The organism is Pseudomonas sp. CFBP 13602 (assembly GCF_014842725.1).
Classification (GTDB): domain Bacteria; phylum Pseudomonadota; class Gammaproteobacteria; order Pseudomonadales; family Pseudomonadaceae; genus Aquipseudomonas; species Aquipseudomonas baltica.
In genome coordinates, this window is sequence record NZ_JACYVT010000008.1 from 105,518 (window position 1) to 121,540 (window position 16,023).

Annotated in this window: 18 protein-coding genes; 10 read left to right on the forward strand and 8 right to left on the reverse strand. The window is 63.7% G+C overall.

Going from position 1 to position 16,023, the window contains the following annotated elements; all coding sequences use genetic code 11:
* Positions 1 to 8: 8 nt before the first annotated feature.
* Together IFU31_RS17425 and rpoE are read right to left on the reverse strand one after the other, a co-directional pair.
* Positions 9 to 602: a sigma-E factor negative regulatory protein gene (locus IFU31_RS17425; protein ID WP_192103947.1), complete on the reverse strand. Its 594-nt coding sequence runs from the start codon at positions 600 to 602 to the stop codon at positions 9 to 11.
* Positions 603 to 632: 30 nt separating this feature from the next.
* Complete coding sequence (gene rpoE / locus IFU31_RS17430) at positions 633 to 1,214, reverse strand: RNA polymerase sigma factor RpoE (RefSeq protein WP_011535354.1); 582 nt, start codon at positions 1,212 to 1,214, stop codon at positions 633 to 635.
* 579 nt (positions 1,215 to 1,793) lie between these two features.
* On the opposite strand from rpoE, the gene nadB reads away from it, so the two are divergent.
* Positions 1,794 to 3,410, forward strand: a complete 1,617-nt coding sequence (gene nadB / locus IFU31_RS17435; protein WP_192103949.1) for an L-aspartate oxidase — start codon at positions 1,794 to 1,796, stop codon at positions 3,408 to 3,410.
* Here the strand turns inward: nadB and IFU31_RS17440 are convergent.
* Both IFU31_RS17440 and IFU31_RS17445 read right to left on the reverse strand, forming a co-directional pair.
* Positions 3,379 to 3,831, reverse strand: a complete 453-nt coding sequence (locus IFU31_RS17440) for a protein YgfX (RefSeq protein ID WP_192057616.1) — start codon at positions 3,829 to 3,831, stop codon at positions 3,379 to 3,381. The genes nadB and IFU31_RS17440 overlap by 32 nt on opposite strands.
* The gene (locus IFU31_RS17445) at positions 3,815 to 4,069 is read right to left on the reverse strand and encodes an FAD assembly factor SdhE (RefSeq protein WP_122479368.1); all 255 of its coding nucleotides are present in this window, start codon (positions 4,067 to 4,069) and stop codon (positions 3,815 to 3,817) included. The genes IFU31_RS17440 and IFU31_RS17445 overlap by 17 nt, the downstream gene beginning before the upstream one ends.
* 126 nt (positions 4,070 to 4,195) lie before the next feature.
* Here IFU31_RS17445 and ygfZ point away from each other — a divergent pair, with 126 nt between their 5' ends.
* Positions 4,196 to 5,137 (forward strand): CAF17-like 4Fe-4S cluster assembly/insertion protein YgfZ, encoded by a 942-nt coding sequence (ygfZ, locus tag IFU31_RS17450; RefSeq protein WP_192103951.1) that lies wholly within the window; start codon positions 4,196 to 4,198, stop codon positions 5,135 to 5,137.
* 53 nt (positions 5,138 to 5,190) lie between these two features.
* The gene (locus IFU31_RS17455; RefSeq protein ID WP_122479370.1) at positions 5,191 to 6,003 is read left to right on the forward strand and encodes an HDOD domain-containing protein; all 813 of its coding nucleotides are present in this window, start codon (positions 5,191 to 5,193) and stop codon (positions 6,001 to 6,003) included.
* On the opposite strand, the gene IFU31_RS17460 is transcribed toward IFU31_RS17455, so the two are convergent.
* Together IFU31_RS17460 and IFU31_RS17465 are read right to left on the reverse strand one after the other, a co-directional pair.
* Positions 6,000 to 7,382: a sensor histidine kinase gene (locus tag IFU31_RS17460; RefSeq protein ID WP_192103953.1), complete on the reverse strand. Its 1,383-nt coding sequence runs from the start codon at positions 7,380 to 7,382 to the stop codon at positions 6,000 to 6,002. The genes IFU31_RS17455 and IFU31_RS17460 overlap by 4 nt on opposite strands.
* Complete coding sequence (locus IFU31_RS17465) at positions 7,375 to 8,046, reverse strand: response regulator (RefSeq protein ID WP_049860714.1); 672 nt, start codon at positions 8,044 to 8,046, stop codon at positions 7,375 to 7,377. Before IFU31_RS17465 ends, IFU31_RS17460 begins: the two co-directional genes overlap by 8 nt.
* Positions 8,047 to 8,327: 281 nt before the next feature.
* Here IFU31_RS17465 and IFU31_RS17470 point away from each other — a divergent pair, with 281 nt between their 5' ends.
* The 4 genes from IFU31_RS17470 to IFU31_RS17485 all read left to right on the forward strand — a co-directional run bounded on the left by IFU31_RS17470 (position 8,328) and on the right by IFU31_RS17485 (position 12,469).
* Entirely contained in the window at positions 8,328 to 9,311 is a 984-nt protein-coding gene (locus IFU31_RS17470; protein WP_122713340.1) for a Bug family tripartite tricarboxylate transporter substrate binding protein, read from the forward strand.
* Positions 9,312 to 9,464: 153 nt separating this feature from the next.
* Positions 9,465 to 9,923 carry a tripartite tricarboxylate transporter TctB family protein gene (locus IFU31_RS17475; protein ID WP_192104050.1) on the forward strand — a complete coding sequence of 153 codons (459 nt, stop codon included), beginning with the start codon at positions 9,465 to 9,467 and terminating at the stop codon, positions 9,921 to 9,923.
* 1 nt (position 9,924) lies between these two features.
* Entirely contained in the window at positions 9,925 to 11,439 is a 1,515-nt protein-coding gene (locus IFU31_RS17480; RefSeq protein ID WP_122479373.1) for a tripartite tricarboxylate transporter permease, read from the forward strand.
* Entirely contained in the window at positions 11,432 to 12,469 is a 1,038-nt protein-coding gene (locus IFU31_RS17485; protein ID WP_122479724.1) for an AbrB family transcriptional regulator, read from the forward strand. The genes IFU31_RS17480 and IFU31_RS17485 overlap by 8 nt, the downstream gene beginning before the upstream one ends.
* On the opposite strand, the gene ung is transcribed toward IFU31_RS17485, so the two are convergent.
* Complete coding sequence (ung, locus tag IFU31_RS17490) at positions 12,466 to 13,152, reverse strand: uracil-DNA glycosylase (RefSeq protein WP_192103955.1); 687 nt, start codon at positions 13,150 to 13,152, stop codon at positions 12,466 to 12,468. The genes IFU31_RS17485 and ung overlap by 4 nt on opposite strands.
* A 171-nt stretch (positions 13,153 to 13,323) precedes the next feature.
* On the opposite strand from ung, the gene IFU31_RS17495 reads away from it, so the two are divergent.
* Positions 13,324 to 14,436 carry an enoyl-CoA hydratase/isomerase family protein gene (locus tag IFU31_RS17495; protein ID WP_192103957.1) on the forward strand — a complete coding sequence of 371 codons (1,113 nt, stop codon included), beginning with the start codon at positions 13,324 to 13,326 and terminating at the stop codon, positions 14,434 to 14,436.
* Between the two features lie 48 nt (positions 14,437 to 14,484).
* Here IFU31_RS17495 and IFU31_RS17500 read toward each other — a convergent pair whose 3' ends face one another.
* Positions 14,485 to 14,880 carry a hypothetical protein gene (locus IFU31_RS17500; protein WP_192050790.1) on the reverse strand — a complete coding sequence of 132 codons (396 nt, stop codon included), beginning with the start codon at positions 14,878 to 14,880 and terminating at the stop codon, positions 14,485 to 14,487.
* Positions 14,881 to 15,101: 221 nt separating this feature from the next.
* Here IFU31_RS17500 and IFU31_RS17505 point away from each other — a divergent pair, with 221 nt between their 5' ends.
* Both IFU31_RS17505 and IFU31_RS17510 read left to right on the forward strand, forming a co-directional pair.
* Positions 15,102 to 15,311, forward strand: a complete 210-nt coding sequence (locus tag IFU31_RS17505; protein ID WP_185794202.1) for a cysteine-rich CWC family protein — start codon at positions 15,102 to 15,104, stop codon at positions 15,309 to 15,311.
* Positions 15,312 to 15,318: 7 nt separating this feature from the next.
* The gene (locus tag IFU31_RS17510) at positions 15,319 to 16,011 is read left to right on the forward strand and encodes a pseudouridine synthase (RefSeq protein ID WP_192103959.1); all 693 of its coding nucleotides are present in this window, start codon (positions 15,319 to 15,321) and stop codon (positions 16,009 to 16,011) included.
* Positions 16,012 to 16,023: the final 12 nt, after the last annotated feature.

The window sequence follows — 16,023 nt, forward strand, 5'->3', positions numbered from 1 at the left end:
GATCGGGATTAACGGTTTTCCATGCTCGCGGAACGGGCATAGGGCAGAGCGCTTTCCGAACCTTTGGCGGCAGCTTCCTGCGAATGTTGACGCAGATAACCCGGCAGGCGCTGGTCGTTCAAACCTTCCTCACCTTTAAGCACACCGTTGGCCATCGGCCCTGGTGCGTCGGAGCTGTCGGGCGTGTAGCCCGCCAGAACGGCCGGACCTTGCACCATCGGCGTCGACGGCGCTTGCTGCGCAGGCTGCTGTTGCGCCAGCTCGGCGCCGGTAATGTCGTCCTGGTTGTACAGGCGCACGCCTGCCAGCACGGCGACGGTCACCGAAGCAGCCACGGCCAGACGACCGAGGCTGCGCCATGGGCCGCGAGCAGCCGGTGCCGGCGCAACGTCTTCGGCAATGGCTGCCGACACTGCAGCCGACAGGTCCAGGCGCGGATCCAGAAGGTCCTTGTGCATGACAGCACGAGCGACCTGAAAACGTGCCCATGTGGCACGGGTTTCGGCATCGTCCAGCGCGGTCAGTACCCGACGCAGTTCCAATTCGTCCGCTTCGTTATCCATCACTGCGGACAGCGATTCCTGCAGGGCTTCACGACTCATGGCGTTCCTCTCTTGGCTATCGCCGCTGTCTCAGGATTCCTGCAACAACGGCTGCAGGGCTTTGTCGATGGCTTCCCGGGCCCGGAAAATCCGCGACCGCACGGTCCCCACCGGACACTGCATGACACTGGCAATGTCTTCGTAACTCAAACCGTCGAACTCGCGCAGGGTCAATGCCGTGCGCAGGTCTTCAGGCAGCTGCTGAATGGTTCGATGGACGGTACCCTCGATCTCATCGCGCAGCAGTGAACGTTCCGGTGACTCGAGGTCCTTGAGGCCATGATCGCCGTCATAGAACTCCGCGTCCTCGGAACTTACGTCACTGTCCGGTGGCCTGCGTCCGCGGGACACCAGATAGTTTTTCGCCGTGTTGATGGCGATACGGTACAGCCACGTGTAGAACGCGCTGTCTCCGCGAAAATTGCCCAACGCGCGGTAAGCCTTGATGAAAGCTTCCTGCGCCACGTCCTGGGCTTCATGGGTGTCGTGCACGAACCGCACGATCAACCCGAGAATCTTGTGCTGGTATTTCAGCACCAACAGATCAAACGCTCGCCGATCACCGCGTTGTACACGCTCGACCAGCTGCTGATCCTCTTCCTGGGTTAGCATGAACACTCCTCATGGGTCCGGAAGGAGCGCTGCTCAGGCCATCGTTCAGGCTTGCAACCATAGACTCGGGCTATTCGCAAAAGTTCTCCCCTCCAGGCAAGTTTCCCGCAGGCCTGGATCAAGCCTGCACGGAAAGCGCAGCTCGAACGTGCCGGGCTGCGCCGATAATCTTTCCGTCGAGCGCTGCAACCTGGCATTGCCAATGCAACCACTGTTCGACGCTGTTTCCTTCCTATAGGCAACCTTCTATTGATTGCAGGCTTTCTTGGAAAGTTCCCACAAAAACGAAGGTTTAGGCCTATACGCACGGCTTACTCGGTCCTACAACCGTTCCTATAACTGAAGTGATTCAGCTCGCGCAGCCCAGGTCGAGCGCCTGTTCGCGTAGCGCAAGCGTCGATGCGGCTGCTATAAATGCCGCGCCACGCCAGCGGGAAACCCTGGACTCCGTGCGTCGAAGGTGCCGCTATTGTGCCGCTACCCCCTTGGATATGCCAGCGGGACGTGCACAACAGGCGCGAACGGCACGCTGGATGGCGCTTCACGCAACCTTACTTTCGACCTGCGGATGACCTTCGAATGGGCAAGCAACTGCAACACGATGTTCTGGTGATCGGTAGCGGAGCCGCAGGCTTGAGCCTCGCGCTGGCGTTGCCCGCCACGCTGCGCATCGCGGTCATCAGCAAAAGTGGGCTGGGCGATGGCTCGACGCCCTGGGCACAGGGCGGCGTGGCGGCCGTACTGGCCGATACCGATACCGTCGAGGCTCACGTTCAGGACACGCTCGAAGCGGGCGCCGGCCTGTGCGATGAAGAGGCCGTGCGCTTCACCGTAGAGCACAGCCGGGCGGCGATTCAGTGGCTGGTCGAGTTGGGCGTGCCGTTTACCCGTGAACACGAATCGGATCCCGCGCACACCGGCTTCCCCTTTCACCTGACCCGTGAAGGCGGCCACAGCCAGCGCCGGATCATTCATGCGGCGGATGCCACCGGCGCGGCGATGTTCGACACGCTGTTGGCAGCGGCGCGCCTGCGGCCCAACATCGAACTCATGGAGCAGTGCGCGGCCATCGACCTGATTACCGAACGGCGCCTGGGCCGCGCTGAGGACCGCTGTCTCGGCGCCTACGTGCTGGATCATCGCAGCGGCGCGGTGAACACTCACGCGGCGCGCTTCACCGTGCTGGCAACCGGTGGCGCCGCCAAGGTCTACCTGTACACCAGCAACCCCGACGGTGCCTGCGGCGATGGCATTGCCATGGCGTGGCGCGCGGGCTGCCGGGTCGCCAATCTGGAATTCAACCAGTTCCACCCGACCTGCCTGTATCACCCCCAGGCCAAGAGTTTTCTCATCACCGAAGCGCTGCGTGGCGAGGGCGCCCTGCTCAAGCTGGCCAACGGCGAGCGTTTCATGCCTCGCTTCGACTCGCGTGCCGAGCTTGCCCCGCGCGATATCGTGGCCCGCGCCATCGACCACGAAATGAAGCGCCTGGGCGCCGAGTGTGTGTACCTGGACATCAGCCACAAACCGGCAGACTTCATCCGCAGCCATTTCCCGACGGTGTACCAACGCTGCCTGACGTTCGGCATCGACATCACCCGCCAGCCCATTCCTGTCGTGCCAGCCGCCCACTACACCTGTGGCGGCGTGCAGGTGGACCGGCACGGACGCACCGACGTCCCCCATTTGTATGCCATTGGCGAAACCAGTTGCACCGGCCTGCACGGCGCCAACCGCATGGCCAGCAATTCCCTGCTCGAATGCATCGTCTACGCCCGCTCCGCCGCCGAGCACATCGTTTCCTGCCTGGCCGAAGTCGCACCGCCCGGACCGTTGCCGCAGTGGGACGCCAGCCAGGTGACCGATTCGGACGAAGACGTGATCATTGCCCACAACTGGGACGAGTTGCGGCGCTTCATGTGGGACTACGTGGGCATCGTGCGCACCACCAAACGTCTGCAGCGCGCGCAGCACCGAGTGCGCCTGCTGCTCGACGAGATCGACGAGTTCTACAGCAACTATAAGGTCAGCCGTGACCTGATCGAACTGCGCAACCTGGCGCAAGTGGCCGAGCTGATGATTGCGTCGGCCATGCAGCGCAAGGAAAGCCGAGGCCTGCACTACACGCTCGACTATCCAGATCTGCTGTCCGAGGCACATGACACTATTCTGGAACCGCCCACCTTTGCCGACTGAACTTGAGCCGCAGGCGCAGGCGTCGATGGGTGTCTGCATCCAGGCAGTCAGGCAGGACACAAGCGCTGCGCACCTGTCGCTGACCGGCCAGGCGGAAGCGCAGCACAACCACATGGGGCAGCGCCATGCTGTCGGGGCGCAGCTGCACCGCTTGCCAGCCAGCGGCCGCGGTCCACACGGACCAGCCGCTACGATCACGGCGCAGGCCGGTCACGGCGTGGGGGCTACCGAGCAACACTTGCCGCGGCAATACGTACAGTGCGTGCGCGATGCATAGCGCCGCGGCGGCCAGGTGCACGAGTACGGGCGCATCCATCAGCAGGTTGGCCAGCCACGCCGAGGCCTGCGCCAGCACGTAGAAGGCCAGCAGCCGCCGCGAGGGCTGCCAGTGGCACTCGAAGCGGTTACTTGGGCTGGACACGATCCAGGATCATCCGAACCATGCGCTGCAACTCGGGGTCATCGGACTCGTTACGCTCCATGAACCAGCCGAACATGTCTTGATCTTCACATTCGAGCAGGCGTACGTAGACATCGCGATCCACCTGATTCAAGTGGGGATAGACTTCCTTGACGAAAGGCACCAGCAACACGTCCAGCTCCAGCATGCCGCGGCGGCTGTGCCAGTAAAGCCGGTTGAGTTCAACGTTTTCGACCATGGGGGGCTCCTTGAATAGGCGCGCAGTATACAGAGGCGTCGGTGGGGTGTCAGGGCGGCGGGGATAGCATTCCCCCGGCGCGGGGCTCTATGATGACGTCCAGTCTTTTCAACTCAGCGATGACCCATGTCCGATAGCGCTATGTTCTGCACCCTGACCCACGAGGGCGTCCTCGCCGTTCGCGGCTCGGACGCCGGCAAGTTCCTGCAGGGCCAGCTCACCTGCAACCTCAACTACCTGGACGAGCACACGGCCAGTCTCGGCGCGCGCTGCACGCAGAAAGGCCGCATGCAGTCCAGCTTTCGCATTCTTTTGCAGGGCGATGGCTGTGTTCTGGCCATGGCCCGCGGCCTGCTCGAAGCACAATTGGCCGACCTGAAGAAGTACGCGGTGTTCTCCAAGTCCAAGCTCACCGACGAGAGCGACGCCTGGGTGCGCTTCGGCGTGCAGCACGGCGATGGCGCGCTGAACGCGCTGGGCCTGGACCTGCCCCTGGAAACCGATGCCGTGGTACGTCACGGCGCGCTGATCGCGGTGCGCGTCTCGCCGGCTCGGGCCGAACTGTGGGCGCCTGCCGAGCAGGCCGAGAACCTCGCCACGCGGCTGGCCGAACAATTGGCCCAGGGCTCGCTCGACGATTGGCTGCTGGGGCAGATCCGCGCCGGTATCGGCCAGGTGCTGGAGCCGACTCGCGAGCTGTTCATCCCACAGATGCTGAATCTGCAGGCCGTGGGCGGCGTGAGCTTCAAGAAGGGTTGCTACACCGGCCAGGAAATCGTGGCGCGCATGCAGTACCTGGGCAAACTCAAGCGACGTCTCTACCACGTGCAACTGGCCGGCCCGACGCGTCCGGAACCGGGTGCTGCGCTGTTCTCGCCGGTGCATGGCAGTGCCATCGGCGAGATTGCCCTGGCCGCACCGACGGCCGAGGGCTACGAGGCCCTGGCCGTACTGCAGGACAACGCCGTCGAGGATGGCCGCATTCATCTGGGCAGTCTCGAAGGCCCTGCGCTGGCACTTCTGACCTTGCCCTATACACTTGATCGAGACCGTGAAATACAGCGCTAGCATGGCCCGCTGCAAGGCCTGCGCACCCCTCTCCCGCTATGCCGAGGCGTCGAATGAATCAGCTGGCCGATACAGTACAAAGGGATTTGCTGGCCGCCATCGACCGTGACGAGCTGGTGTTGCCGACCATGCCGGAAGTGGCCCTGAAAATTCGTGAAGCGGCCGAGGACGACAACGTCAGCGTCAATCGCCTGAGCCAGGTCATCGCTCAGGACGCAGCGCTGTCGGCGCGCCTGCTCAAGGTGGTCAACAGCCCACTGCTGCGCGCCAGTTTCGAGGTCACCGACGTGCGTACGGCGATCAATCGGCTGGGCGTCAACTACAGCAGCAATCTGGCCATCGGCCTGGTCATCGAACAGATCTTCCACGCCCGCGCGCCTGCTGTGCAAAGCCGCATGCGCGAGGCCTGGCGGACCAGCCTGGAGGTGGCCGGCATGTGCACCGAACTGGCTCGACGCTTCACCACCCTCAAGCCCGACCGCGCCGCCCTCGCCGGCCTGGTGCACCAGATCGGCGTGTTGCCGATCCTGACTTATGCCCAGGAGCACAACGAGCTGCTGGCCGACCCGGTGAGCCTCACCCATGTGGTCGAGCATATCCATCCGCGGATAGGCGACCACATCCTGCACAAATGGGATTTTCCGGCCATGCTTGCGCAGGTGCCCGGCCAGTTCCTGGACCTGAACCGGCACAACACCGAAACCGATTATGGCGATCTGGTGATGATCGCCACGCTGTTGCGCTTGCCGCACAACACAGGCCTGCCGATCCTGGTCGAGCATCCGGCGTACCAGCGCCTGGAGATCAAGCAAAGCCCGGTGCTGCTGGCCAGCGATCTGCTGCAGGCCCAGTCGCTGCTGAACTAGAGCGCGAAGTCGACACGCACTTTCAAACCGCCCCTGGCGCCATCGTGCAGGCTGATGCGCGCCATGTGTGCGCGGCAGATTTCCCCGACGATGGCCAGCCCCAGTCCGGTTCCGCTGCTCTGCGCATTGCGCCGGTAGAAGCGCTCGAACACGCGATCGCGTTCGTCCGCCGGAATGCCTGGCCCGTCGTCCTCGACTTCGAGGATGCCGGGGGCCAGCACGCGCAAAATGACGTTACCGCCGGCCGGGGTATGCGCCAGGGCGTTGTCCACCAGGTTGCTGAGCAGTTCGTTGAGCAACGTCGGCTCGCCGCGCAGCCAGATGGGCTCGTCGGCCTCCAATGCCAGCGCCACGCCTCGGCCGTGGGCCAGGGGCGCCATGGCCATGCCCAGTTCGCGGGCCAATTGGCTCAGGTCCAGGCGCTGGGCGCCGCCTTCGGCAATGGCCCGTGCGCCGTTCTCGACCCTGGCCAGCGACAGCAACTGATTGGCCAGGTGGGTCAGTTTATCGGTGCCTTCCACCGCCTGCTGCAGGGTGGTGCGCCAGACTTCCGGCTGTTCGGCGCGCAAGCCCAACTCCACCCTCGCCTTGAGCGCTGCCAGCGGCGTGCGCAACTCGTGGGCAGCATCGGCAATGAACTGCGCCTGACGCTCGAACTGGACGCGCAGGCGCTCGGTGAAATGGTTGAGGGCCTGCACCAGCGGCCACAGTTCGCGCTGGACCTCGACCAGCGGCAGGGGGCGCAGGTCATCCGGCTGACGGTCTTCGACTTCGTCGCGCAGACGCTCCAGTGGGCGCAGGGCGGCGCTGACCGTGACCCATACCAGCAACAAGGCGCCGCCGCCGAGCATGCCCAGGCGCAGCAGGGTGTCGGCCATCAGGCTACGGGCCATCGACACGCGCGCTTCTTCGGTCTCGGCCACGCGAATCTCGGCCATGCCAATCATGTTCGGTTCGCTGACCGCCTTGAGCAGGCTCACCACGCGTACGTCCTGCCCCAGATAACGGCCGCTGTAGAACGTGGCCAGGGCCGGGTAGTCGTCCGTGCGCGGAGTGCCGCGCGGCGGCGCCGGCAGGTTTTCGTAGCCGGAGATCAGCTTGTGGTCGATGTCGTTGACCTGGTAGTAGATGCGCCCGGCGCTGTCGTAGGCGAAAGTATCCAGGGCCACGTAGGGCACGTCGGCACTGAGCGTGCCGTCGCGCTGGGACAGCCCGGCGGCAATGGTGCGCGCCGAGGCCAGCAGGGTCCGGTCATAAGCCGTGTCGGCCGCTTCGCGGCCATTCCAGTAGGCACTCAGACCGCTGGCCAGCATCAGGAAGACCAGCAGCATGGCGAGGTTCCACAGCAGCCGCCAACGCAGGCTGCTGACTTCACGCATCGCGGCTTTCCAGCAGGTAGCCCAGACCGCGGAAGGTGACGATGGCGATCGGTTGCTTGTCGAGCTTCTTGCGCAGGCGGTGCACATAGATCTCGATGGCGTCGGCGCTGGCTTCCTCGTCCAGGCCGAACACCTGCGCCGCCAACTGCTCCTTGCTCATCACCCGTCCCGGACGGGCAATCAGCGCCTCGAGCACGGCCTGCTCCCGGGAGGTCAGGGTCAGCAGCTCCTTGCCCAGGGTGAAGCGCCGCGTATCCAGGTCATAGGCCAGCGGACCGCAGCGCTGCTGCCGCTCTCCTCCAAGCACGGTGCGCCGCAGCAGGGCCTTGACCCGGGCTTCCAGCTCGGTGAGCTCGAACGGCTTGGCCAGGTAGTCGTCGGCGCCCAGGTTCAGGCCATGGACGCGGTCCTTGACGTCGCTGCGCGCCGTGAGCATCAGCACCGGCAAATTCTTGCCCCGCGCCCGCAGGCGCGCCAGCACTTCAAAACCGTCGAGCCTGGGCAGGCCGACGTCGAGTATCGCGGCGGCGTACTCCTCGCTGGCCAGGGCCAGGTCTGCCGCGACGCCGTCGTGCAGCACATCGACGGTCAAGCCGGTGGCCTTCAGCGCCTGGGCGACACTTTCGGCCAACTGCAGGTGATCTTCTACAAGCAGGACACGCATCGGTATTCCTCACGGCCAATCTTTTCTATATCGGAATGATGTTGCCGTAGTACGGTATTCGCTGATGTCAGCGCCAGCTGCGAAAGGCTCATCAACCGCTTTATGTGCCCGAGTTTACAGGCCCGCGCCGGACTGTGAAGCAGTCTTGGCAGATTGACCGCCACTGAAAGCTTGGTGAAAGGTTCGCAACATAAGGTTTCAGCAAGGCGAGTCCGTAGAGACCTGCCACGCAAACGTCACGATACGTTTTCGATAACAAGAACAACAATGGAGAAATACCCATGATCCGCGCCATGCGTCCGCTTGCCCTGGCTGTCAGCTGCCTGTTCATCAGTGCCCCGCTGCTTGCCCAGGAAGAACCCAAACGTCCTGAATGCATTGCCCCAGCCTCGCCGGGCGGTGGCTTCGACCTGACCTGCAAACTTGCCCAAAGCGCACTGGTCAACGAGAAACTGCTGTCCAAACCCATGCGCGTCACCTACATGCCCGGCGGTGTCGGCGCGGTAGCGTACAACGCGGTGGTCGCCCAGCGCCCAGCCGACGCAGGCACCCTGGTGGCATGGTCCAGCGGCTCGCTGCTCAACCTGGCGCAGGGTAAGTTCGGCCGTTTCGACGAAAGCGCCGTACGCTGGCTGGCCGCGGTAGGCACCAGCTATGGTGCCATCGCGGTCAAGAGCGACTCGCCCTACAAGACCCTGGATGACCTGGTCAAGGCGCTCAAGGCTGACCCGAGCAAAGTGGTGATCGGCTCAGGCGGCACCGTCGGCAGCCAGGACTGGATGCAGACCGCGCTGATCGCCAAGGCCGCCGGGATCAACCCGCGCGACTTGCGCTACGTTGCCCTGGAAGGTGGCGGTGAAATCGCCACGGCCCTGCTCGGCGGCCACATCCAGGTCGGCAGCACCGACATCTCCGACTCCATGCCGCACATCCTCAGCGGCGACATGCGCCTGCTCGCGGTGTTCTCCGACAAGCGTCTGGACGAGCCGGAAATGAAGGACATCCCCACTGCCAAGGAGCAGGGCTACGACATCGTCTGGCCTGTGGTGCGCGGCTTCTACCTGGGGCCGAAGGTGACCGACGCCGAATACGACTGGTGGAAAGCGGCGTTCGACAAGCTGCTGGCATCCGAGGAGTTCGCCAAGCTGCGTGACCAGCGCGAGCTGTTCCCGTTCGCCATGACCGGGCAGGAGCTGGACACCTACGTGAAGAAACAGGTCGCCGAGTACAAGACCCTGGCCAAGGAATTCGGCCTGGTTCAGTAATCGGCTTGGGACTGCGGGTAGCCATTCGCGGGCAGAGACCCGCTCCCACAGGGTTGGATGTACACGTCCACTGTGAGAGCGGATCTCTGCCCGCGAAGGCTTCCCTGCCGACACCACCATCGTCCTCCTTCACGAAGGAACATGACCATGATCATGATCGTTCAACGGCTTTTCGCCCTGCTGTTGCTGCTTGTCTGTGCCGGTCTGGCACTGATGGCCTGGCCCTACCAGGCACCCTTTTCCTATGAGCCGGTAGGCCCGCGCGCCTACCCGTTGCTGATGCTGGGCCTGATGAGCCTGGCCCTGCTGTATCTGGTGTTTCGTCCCACTCCGATCGTGCACAGCGAGGAAGAGCCGCCGCTGGACCGCCCGACCTTGAAGAAGATCGCCATGTGCATCGGTTTGCTGCTGGTGTTCGCCGGGCTGTTCGAACCCCTGGGCTTCATTCTCAGCAGCATCCTGATCGGCATTCCGATGGCCCTGCTGTACGGCGGCCGGGCAGTGCCCAGCGTGATCATCATCACCTTGATGAGCATCGGCCTGTACGTGCTCTTCGATAAAGTCATGGACGTGCCGCTGCCCTTGGGCCTGCTCAGCGTTCTGGAGAACTGACATGGATACTCTTGGCTACCTGGGTCAGGGCTTCGGCGTTGCCCTGACCCCCTACAATCTGATCACCGCCCTGTCGGGCACCCTGATCGGCACCGTGGTCGGCCTGCTGCCGGGCCTGGGGCCGATCAATGGCGTGGCACTGCTCATCCCGATCGCCTTCGCCCTGGGCCTGCCGCCGGAGTCGGCGCTGATCCTGCTGGCAGCGGTGTACCTGGGCTGCGAATACGGCGGTCGCATCAGCTCGATCCTGCTCAACATTCCCGGCGAAGCATCGACCGTGATGACCACTCTGGACGGCTACCCGATGGCCCGTCAGGGCCTGGCTGGCGTTGCGCTGTCGTTGTCCGCCTGGAGCTCGTTCATCGGTGCATTCATCGCCACCTGCGGCATGGTCATGTTTGCCCCGATCCTGGCCAAATGGGCGATTGCCTTCGGCCCTGCGGAATACTTCGTGTTGATGGTGTTCGCCATCGTCTGCCTGGGCGGCATGGCCGGTGACAGGCCGTTGAAGACGTTCATCGCCGCGCTGATCGGCCTGTTCCTGTCCAGTGTCGGCATCGACGCCAACAGCGGCGTGTACCGGTTCACTGGCGACAACATCCACCTGGCCGACGGCATCCAGTTCGTCGTGCTGGTGCTGGGCCTGTTCTCGATCAGTGAAATCCTCCTGCTGCTGGAAAAGACTCACCACGGCAGCGTGGCCGTCACGGCCACCGGGCGCATGATGTTCAACCTCAAGGAAGCCGCTTCGGTGTTCTGGGTGAACATTCGCTGCGGCGTGCTGGGCTTCATCATGGGCGTCCTGCCCGGCGCCGGCGCCACCCTGGCCAGCGCGGTGGCCTACACCACCGAGAAGCGCCTGGCAGGTGCCAGCGGCAAGTTCGGCCAAGGTGACAAGCGTGGCCTGGCCGCACCGGAAACCGCCATCGGCGCCACTGCCTGCGGCGCCCTGGTGCCGATGCTGACCCTGGGCGTACCGGGTTCGGGCACCACCGCAGTGATGATCGGCGCCCTGTCGCTGTACAACATCACTCCAGGCCCGCTGCTGTTCCAACAGCAACCGGACATCGTCTGGGGCCTGATCGCCTCGCTGTTCATCGCCAACATCATGCTGGTGATCCTGAACATCCCGATGATCCGCATCTTCACCAAGATCCTCGCCGTGCCGAACTGGGCACTGGTACCGGTCATCGCCATCATCACCGGCATCGGCGTCTACGCGGTCCACGCGACCACCTTCGACCTGTTCCTGATGATCGGTATCGGCATCTTCGGCTACATCCTGCGGAAGCTGGATTTCCCGCTGTCGCCTGTCCTGCTCGGTTTCATCCTGGGCGGCCTGATGGAGCAGAACCTGCGTCGCGCGCTGTCGATTTCCAACGGCGAACTGCAGATCCTCTGGGGCAGCCCGATCACCGCAGGTGTCTGGATCCTGACCATTCTGATGCTGCTGCTGCCGGTGGTTCGTATCTGGCGCAAGCGCGCTGCCATGCGTCGTGCCGCTGCCGATGTTTGATCGGTTCCTGCACAACTGGTGGGGTACACCGTTCGTAGGTCTGGCTGGCGGCTATGTCGCCAGCCTGATCGGCTGGCCGCTGCCCTGGATGATCGGCTCGTTGCTGGCGATCATCCTGGTGCGCTGCCTGACACCTTGGCAATTGGCGGAAATACCCAATGGCCGCAAGCTGGGCCAGTGGATCGTCGGCATAGGCATCGGCCTGCACTTCACCCCCTTGGTGATGGAGCAGGTGGGCGGCCATTTCGGCCTGATTTTTTTCGGAGCGCTGATCACCAGCGTTTCCAGTGCCGTGGGCGTGTGGCTGATGCTGCGCACCGGTGAAGACCGGGCCACGGCTTTTTTTTCCAGCATGCCGGGCGGTTCCGGCGAAATGGTCAACCTGGGCGCGCGCAACGGCGCCGACCTCAGCCGCGTCGCCGCAGGGCAGAGTCTGCGGGTGCTGGCGGTGGTGCTGTGCGTGCCGGCGCTGTTCAAATTCCTGATGGGCGACGGCACACCCATCAGCCATGAAGGCGGCGTCGACTGGGCCTGGCTGGCGTTGATCTTCCCCCTCGCCGGGGTGGCGGCCTGGATCTGGCAGCGACTGGACCAGCCCAACCCCTGGCTGTTCGGCCCCCTGCTGGTCAGCGCTGCCATGAGCGTAAGCTTCGATCTGCACATCGGCCTGCCGGACGGTGGCAGCCAGATCGGCCAGTGGCTGATCGGCAGCGGCCTGGGCTGTCACTTCAATCGCGCGTTCTTTCGCCGCGCACCGTCGTTTCTCGCTCGCACGCTGGTCAGCACCGCCCTGACCATGGCCATTGCCGGCGGCTGCGCGCTGGCCCTGAGCGCCCTGACCAACCTCGACCTGCGCTCGCTGACCCTGGGCATGATGCCCGGGGGCATTGCCGAGATGAGCCTGACCGCCGAGGTGCTGCAGCTGTCGGTACCGCTGGTGACAGCGATGCAGGTGATGCGCCTGCTGTTCGTGCTGTTTCTGGCCGAGCCGCTGTTTCGCCAGTGGCAGAAGCGCCGACCGGTGCCTTAGGGCAGGCGCCAGTCGATGGCGGTCAGCCCGTTCTGTTCGAGAAACTTGTTGGCACGACTGAAATGCCCGTTGCCGATGAAGCCCTTGTGCGCCGACAACGGCGAGGGGTGCACAGAGGTCAGCACCAGGTGCTTGCTGTTGTCGATCAGCTTCTGCTTGCTCTGCGCATGGGCGCCCCAGAGCATGAACACCACGCTGGACTGCTGCTCGCTGACCACTTCGATGATGCGGTCGGTGAACGGCTGCCAGCCTTTTTTCGCGTGGGCGGCGGCATTCGCCCTTTCCACCGTCATGGTGGTATTCAGCAGCAACACCCCCTGCTCCGCCCAGCTTTGCAGATAGCCATGCTTGGGGATGTCGATGTTCAGATCGCGCTTGAGCTCCTTGTAGATGTTCACCAGCGAGGGCGGCGTGGGGATGCCTGGCTGCACCGAAAAACACAGACCATGCGCCTGGCCCGGACCGTGGTAGGGATCCTGGCCAAGAATCACGACTTTTACCTGTTCCAGCGGCGTGGTATTGAGCGCGTTGAAGATCATCGGCCCGGGCGGATAGATTTCTTTCCCCAACGCATGCTCCTGGCGCAGGAATTCGCGCAACTGGGCCATGTAGGGCTTGTCGAATTCCTCACGCAGTGCAGCTTTCCAGCTAGGCTCGAGTTTGATGCGGTCGTCTGTGCTCATATGTTCACCAAAAAGAAGCAGGCACCAAAAAACAGAAGGCACCGGAAATCAGTGGGCGGACGGTAGGAAAGCGGACACGGAAAGTCAAATGCAGACAGGATCGCTGCCACCCTACGCCGGCCATTCGCTATGGCTGTTCCGCGGCTACCGCCCCTTTGATGCGAGGTCACGATGGATTTGAATTTCGAAGAACTCAGTGCCGGCAATGGCGCACGTATCGGTATCGTCTCGCTTGCTGCAGAGAAAAGTCTCAACGCTTTGACCTTGCCGATGCTCGAAGCGCTCGCCGGAAAATTCGATGAGTGGGCGCAGGATGAACGTGTGGTCTGCGTCGTCTTGCGCGGCGAAGGCGAAAAAGCCTTCTGCGCCGGGGGCGATGTGCGCAGCCTGGTGCAGGCCTGCCGCGCTCATCCAGGCGAAGTGCCGCCGCTGGCAGCGCGTTTCTTCGCTGCCGAATACCGCTTCGACTACCGCCTGCACACCTACCCCAAGCCGGTGATCTGCTGGGGCCACGGCTACGTACTGGGCGGTGGCATGGGCTTGCTGCAGGCGTCGAGCATTCGCATCGTCACGCCGAGCAGCCGCCTGGCCATGCCCGAGATCACCATCGGCCTGTACCCGGATGTCGGCGCCAGCGGATTCCTCTCGCGCATGCCCGGCAAGCTCGGTCTGTTCCTGGGCCTGACCGGCGCGCAGATCAACGCCCGTGACGCCCTTGACCTGGGCCTGGCCGACCGTTGCCTGCGCGACGATCAATACGAAGATCTGCTCGACGGCCTGCTGCAGCTGAACTGGCAGGAGCAGACAGCCATGCAGCTGAACAGCCTGCTCAAGGCCCTCGAACACGATGCGCGCGACAGTGCCCCAGCGGCGCAGTGGCTGCCGCGCCGGGCCGCCATCGACGCCCAGCTGGACGTCAGCGATGCGCCGGGCGCCTGGCATGCACTGGTGCAATGGCAACGACACGAGGACCCCTTGCTGGCCAAGGCCGCCAGCAACCTCGCCAAGGGCTGCCCGCTGACCGCGCATTTGATCTGGGCGCAATTGGCCCGTGCCCGCCACTTGTCGCTGGCCCAGGTGTTCCAGATGGAATACAGCTTGAGCCTGAACTGCTGCCGTCATCCCGAATTCAGCGAAGGCGTGCGTGCGCGCCTGATCGACAAGGACAACCAGCCGCACTGGCACTGGCCCGATGTCGACCATGTACCGCAGGCAGTGGTCGAGGCGCATTTCGGCAAGGCCTGGGAAGGCCGTCATCCGCTGGCGGATCTTTGTGATTACTGAATGGCAGGTGAAAAACGAAAACGGCGCCCCTGAGGGCGCCGTTGCTGGCTAGTGTCGACCGCCGCGGCCCGGGCCACGGTCGGAGCCTCGGCCCCGGTTCCAATCCTGGCCGTAATGCCGCGCCGGCCCGTCGCGCCAGCGTGGATCGGGGCCGCGCCCTGGCCTGAACCCCGGCCGGTAGTGCGGAGCAGGCGGACCGTAGTAGCGCGGCGGCGGCACCGCGTAATACCGAGGCGAAGAAAAGTAGCGCGGCCCCTCGTAGTAGCGCGGTGCCGGCGTCACGTAGTAACCACTGCCGTAGGGCTGGCTGTAGGGGTAGTAGCCGCCTCTGGGCGAACTGTCCACGGAATAGACTTCGGTGCGGTAGTAACCTCCCCCTCCATAGGGCACACAGGCACTTGTCAACAAGCCCAATACCACGATCAAAAGAGCTCTAGGGGACATAAGCGGCCTCCTGGACCGCGAGAGGGATCGAACCAGCACGACTGGTCGTTACCCGGAACGATGGTTCTGGGCATAACTCAGACAGCGGAAAAGATACTGCATTTCACACGGCAATAAATTGATACAAAGCGTTCTGCATTGACGCTTTTCGCCGACCTGCAGGGCGCTGAAGTAGAATGCCACGTTCATACCTTCACGGATCGCTCATGACCACGCTCGCGCTGACCGACAGCCGCCTTTGCCCAGCCTGCGGCGGCCGCAACGACTGCACATTGGCCGATGCCAAGACGGCTGCACAGCCGTGCTGGTGCTACACGGTCAGCATCGACCCCGCTGTGCTGCGAGCTTTGCCCGAGCATTTGCGCAACGCCGCCTGCTTGTGTCCGCGCTGCGCGCGAGTGAATGAGCAACTGCCTGAGTCGGAGGCATAGCGCAGCAATGCGTCTGGACAGATTTCTTTCCAATTTCGAACGCTTCAACCGGCAGCAGGTGCGCCTGGCCTTGATCGCAGGACGGGTCCAGGTGGATGGCAGCGTGGTCCGCGACCCGCTGCATGCTGTCTCTGAGTTCAGCGAAGTACGGCTTGACCAGACGTTGTTGCAGGCCGGCTATCCTGCTCGCTACCTGATGCTGCACAAACCACCTGGTTGCGTCAGCGCCACGCAGGATCCGCAGCATCGGACCGTTCTTGACCTGCTCGAGGTGCCCGACAAGCACCAGTTGCACATCGCCGGGCGACTGGATTTCAACACCACCGGGCTGATGATCCTGACCAACGATGGGCAATGGTCACGCCGCCTGACCCAACCGGCAACCAAGCTGCCCAAGGTGTACCTGGTCGAGACCGAGCAGGTCATCGAACCCCATTACGTCGAGACGTTCGCCAAGGGCATCTACTTCGCTTTCGAAGACCTCACCACCCTGCCCGCCCACCTCGACATCCTCGGCCCGCGCCTGGCGCGCCTGAGCATCGTCGAAGGGCGTTACCACCAGGTGAAGCGGATGTTCGGCTACTTCCAGAACAAGGTGCTCACGCTGCACCGAGAGCGCATGGGCGCGCTGGTACTCGATGACAGCCTGCAACCCGGCCAGTACCGCAGCTTGAGCGCAGAGGAGATCGGTCTGGCTTGAGGGGAATCGAGC